This is a genomic window from Bradyrhizobium sp. UFLA05-112 (assembly GCF_053572325.1).
In genome coordinates this window covers 1-4,531 of sequence record NZ_JBANBK010000177.1, presented here as the reverse complement: position 1 = coordinate 4,531, position 4,531 = coordinate 1, and the positions used below count along the sequence as shown (strand labels likewise).

Genomic DNA, 4,531 nt, shown 5'->3' with positions numbered 1-4,531 from the left:
TAGGCGTATGGTCAGTCATACGCCTATGTCTTCAATCTCCATCACACCGCGCAAGGCGGCCTTCGCCGGAGCGATACCGATAATTTGACCATTCTGATAAATGATTAGATCCAGCTTGCTCGTAACTTCGGACTGCCACGCCCGTGCAGCTGATCGTTCATTGTACTCGTTGATTTTGGCAATAATCGAGGCAATGGCCTGGGCAACGGTAGCGGGATCCATTTCGCACCCCCCGTCGGAGAATTTTAGTGCCAGACTATGTTGAACCGACTCTCGCTCGCAACCTGCTAGCTCTGCGACTTTAAGTCCCGGTAAGTAGAACTCCAACGGTAGTGCCGTAGTCGCAGCTATCTCCGAGCTTCTCGCGGGTACGGACAACCGGCTAACTTATCAGCGTCATCCGGCTAGACCTTCCCACTTTTAACGGGAGGCGAGCGCAAGGGGCGGTGGCGGCCGCTATCGACGAATGGCGGAGAAGTCGGTGAGGCAGTGGTGGTGACAAGATGCGCGAACCTGTTCTGACCCGCGCCAGATCATAACCGTGGCCAGAAGCAAAGCGACGACAACAAGTTTGGCCAACGTGTCGTTGCTCAGCTTCGCTTCTCCTTCGCTTTTCAGTCCAGTCCGACCAGCGGCAGATGTTAGCTAGGTTACTTTGAGCGGACGGCTGACTATGGTCAAGCAGCGTGAGCGTCGCCCTCGGGAGGCCAGTTCATCCTAGACGTTCGAAAGGATTTCAACGCGCTTGCGATGATACTCCTCAGATGAGATCAACCCTTTGTTCAAAAGATCAGCAATTTCATGAAGCCTGGCTTCTGGGGCGGGCAGCAAACTCGCTCGACGCTCATGCTCTTGAATGATTCTTTCGTCTGATGTGCTACGATCAATAGCTGCTTTGCGTGCCCTCTCAATCATGTCCACTAAGGCTTGTGCTCCACACGGAATATCCCGATTCACGAGGATAATGTGAAATCCATAATTTTCCTGATTCCAGGTCAGTACATCCTTCTCGTCTGAGGATTTAGGCACCGTTACGTCACGGACAGACCAAATCATCTCGGAGAACTTTCCGATTGAGGTTACCTTCATCCAATTCATTGTGATCCCCGCCCAATGCGGTCCCAATCGGGTTCGTCTTGCCAGATCCTCTCTTTTGAGTTTTTTTCGGCTTGCCAAGAAAACTTCTAGGTCAATAAGGCCAAGGCCCATGCATCTCATTCCTTGAAGTCTAAAAACCCCGGCCGATGCGAGATTGCTCCAGTCGGCGAAGCCCCAAGGAAACCAATCACCCGATCCACTCAGGCTAACGGGACCTAAGGTGTAACAGGCCAGTAGCAATCCGTTTTTACGAATTTCAAGGAACCCAAAGGGTTGTGTCATTCTTATCAGCCCAAAGATCGCCGACGAGCTTAAAAAGGGGAGTGCAAGAAGCAACATTGGGAGCGCCCAGAAAGGCGTACCCGATGCGTGGCTCACAAGCTTCATTGCCGTGGCGAGTCCTTGATCAATATGAACGAGCACGCTGATGCCAAGGCCGGCAAAGTATAGAGAGCCGACTGCCATTAATACGCACCCGCTCCACTGCACAGTTCGCCAGAGGACTGGAGGTCTGATCTCCACTCGCGTTACAGTATCCTCGGCACAGCCCAGTGGCACTGCCGTTGCGTCGGATGTTGCCGAATTGTCGGTGTCCACGGGCGGCCTCCTTGCCTATCCAACCAGCGACTGGGTAATCCTTGGCATTCTTCGAGGGGCCGCGCGATCTCAGCTTCAATGGCGTCTGTTTACCGGCCTCTATCAGGATAATCGAAGGCATCAATGCATGGGGCGGTCACGAAGAGCAGTTTCCGCTGGCTCGTAGCACGGATAAAGCACCCACAAGCTAATGAGCTTGAACGCTTGTCTGTGTGAGACGGATCACACTTGTCGGGGAACATTCTCCGTGGTGATCGGAAGCGGGCGGCTGTCGTGGCCGTATCGAGCTGCGATGGCGGGACCGGTGAAGCTGCCAGCCGCTGCGGGAGGTCCGACGAGCCTGGAATCGCCGCGCGCTCAAGCCCATTGAATGGCTGCCTCAGTTCTGCTCGATCGAACCCCTCCGCGGTGTGCTGCGAACCGTCGAACACAAGACCGTATCCGGCGAATGACGTTCGAAATTCACAAAAGAAGGCGGAGGGCCGTCACTGCCAAGATAATTCTCAGTGCGGAGGCGATGGTCGAGATCGGCCGGATGGTGCAGTCTGGAGAGGTGACAGGCTGCTGTCTTGCGGCGTTCCAGTCGAGCAGTCAGTTGGCCAACTAGCAACTAGGGCAGGGTGGCTTTGCACGCTCCAGGGCGGCATCGTGAGATGCCGCCCGCAGCATCCACCCGCTCGGTAAATCTGTCACAGAAAATCCCGCGGCTCTCCTTCATTTTGCTGCCGCGAGGACTCGCGTGGGGCTCGACTTAGGATTCGGCTCTTCTGAGCGCATTCCGCGCAAGGAGATGACCAGATGGAAGCAGGTCAAGAGACAGGCGTGCCGTGTATCGACGATGCAAGCTTGAGGCCCAAGATTGAACTACTGACTAATGTTTGCGCCTCCCGCAAAGGCCGCACACCGAGCGCCGCGAAAGGAATGGCGAATGCCGACACTGTCATGACGCGACTGGAAAATGGCGCCGTGTTGAAGGATGCCCTAATGCCTGGGGCCTCCTATGAGGGATGGCATTCGCACTGCAAGTTGCATCCAGAATGGGCAGCTAGAGCCAAGGCTCTGGTCGAACGGAACGCGGAGGCCGGTCGCGCCCGAAGGCTTGAAAACTGCGGTGTTCTCCGGAAACGCGCGCAGACACATTGTTCTCGTGGTCACGCACTCAGCAAAGAGAATACTCGGCTTCGGACGCGGAACGGACGCATCAATCGCGAATGTAAACAGTGCGAACGTGAACGCCAAAAGTCGCGCGGTGCCCCGCTCAAACCTCGAACGATGTTGAAGGTCGTCAGGGCCATGCAACAGGGTGTCCGGTTCGCGGCGCTCAGGAAGATTGTCGACGTCAGTGCGTTCTATCGGACCATTCGCCAAGTGCCAGATTTCGCAGTAGTCCATCACGTCTGGTCGACCAAAGGCGGCGCTGATCGGATGGAACGTGTCGCAGTATTCCACAAAAACCGAAAATCCACGCCGAAAAAGCGGCGCAGCCCGAAGGACCCGCGCGGACTGCCACATCCAGAACTCGTAATGGAAAAGCTCGAGGGCGGGCAGCCGCTCCGCATCGCACTGCGCGACACGAAATGGGCCGGGTATCAGGGTTTCCGTTCGCAGTGTCTCATCGATCCTGAATGGGGCGCGAAGGCAAATGAGCTGGTGGAGAAAAATGCCGAGGCGGGACGCATCCTCAAGCTAACCAACCTTGGTGTCTTCAGGAAGCGTGCTCTGAGGTACTGCCCGCGCGGCCACGAATATGGTGACATCAAGACGCCATGGTCCCTCGATGCACCGATCGGCCATGACACGGACACCAGGCTGGTCAATACTGTGTCTGAAAGTCTTTGGTGAGGTTCGATCAAGGACGCCCGCCGGTTCTAGCTGGCGGGCTCTACGCTCGCCGTCTACTCGTCGGCCACCTTTGACCAGACACCACTACTGTCTTTCATGTCGCGGTGAGAGGTGCCGTTGTCCCAGTTGATGCAAGTTCGAACATCATTGAAATCGTTTAATGTGCATGCTTCGCGCACGATGACCTTGCCGGTCATGTCCTCAACGGTCTTCACAAAGGCGATTTTGCCCTGATTATCGACGTAACTCACCCCTATGTTGCACACCTTTAGCTCGGGTTGGCAGGAGCGGCTGAAGAGCGGTTTGCCGTTATTTTGACTAGCCGATCGTTCCATAGCTCGACTTACGACTTCGGCCCAGGTGGGTGCAGCGGTTGGCTTGTAGGTTTGAGAAGCGGTGACACCCGTATTTGACGGTAACAGCGGCAAGGGCTCCTTTGCTGGGGTTTGCTGCAGGTTGGCGACTGGCGGACCCGATTGAGATGGACGACCCATCATCGTGACGCCCATCGACTGAAGCTCCTGTGGGCTTAGCCAAACCATATCTTGGGGAGATGTGACGACCATCCGACCAATGATCGCGGATGGGACGCCCAGCTCTTTTGCTATTTTGGCCATAGAGACTGTCGCAGCACCGGACGCGGCTGTCTCCTCGCCGTTTTCGCCGGAAGCTCCGTGCACTCCAATTTGGGCGCCGTAACTAGCGTTCTTCGTCGAGCCGGCGGCAAACATCAAAAAGCACGCCGACGCGCAGACTGCTGCCTTGCCAACATTTGTGGATGTCTTGCCATACCTTATGGCGTCGGCGATCTTTACTCCCTCAAGCAAATTGCCACCGGGAGAATCTAGCCTCACGTTTGCAACAAACTTCCCAGAATCGTTCGCTTGGCGAACTGATTGGAAGAACTTATCGGCGTCTGCGTGTTCCAGCCGATCGTGATCACCGATTCCAGGCCATCGTGATCACCCATTCCAGAGCATCGTGATCACCATTT

The 4,531-nt window shown here is 55.8% G+C and carries 4 protein-coding genes; 1 reads left to right on the top strand and 3 read right to left on the bottom strand.

Annotation, left to right across the window (positions count from 1 at the left end; translation table 11 throughout):
* Positions 1 to 15: 15 nt before the first annotated feature.
* On the bottom strand, positions 16 to 222 hold the full coding sequence (locus SO180_RS41995; protein ID WP_449384640.1) for a hypothetical protein: 207 nt from the start codon (positions 220 to 222) through the stop codon (positions 16 to 18).
* A 495-nt stretch (positions 223 to 717) separates the two neighbouring features.
* The gene (locus SO180_RS41990; RefSeq protein ID WP_449384639.1) at positions 718 to 1,695 is read right to left on the bottom strand and encodes a hypothetical protein; all 978 of its coding nucleotides are present in this window, start codon (positions 1,693 to 1,695) and stop codon (positions 718 to 720) included.
* 798 nt (positions 1,696 to 2,493) lie between these two features.
* Between SO180_RS41990 and SO180_RS41985 the strand changes: the two genes are divergently transcribed.
* Complete coding sequence (locus tag SO180_RS41985) at positions 2,494 to 3,537, top strand: hypothetical protein (protein ID WP_449384638.1); 1,044 nt, start codon at positions 2,494 to 2,496, stop codon at positions 3,535 to 3,537.
* A 53-nt stretch (positions 3,538 to 3,590) separates the two neighbouring features.
* Here the strand turns inward: SO180_RS41985 and SO180_RS41980 are convergent, their stop codons facing one another.
* Positions 3,591 to 4,391 (bottom strand): COG3904 family protein, encoded by an 801-nt coding sequence (locus SO180_RS41980; RefSeq protein WP_449384637.1) that lies wholly within the window; start codon positions 4,389 to 4,391, stop codon positions 3,591 to 3,593.
* Positions 4,392 to 4,531: the final 140 nt, after the last annotated feature.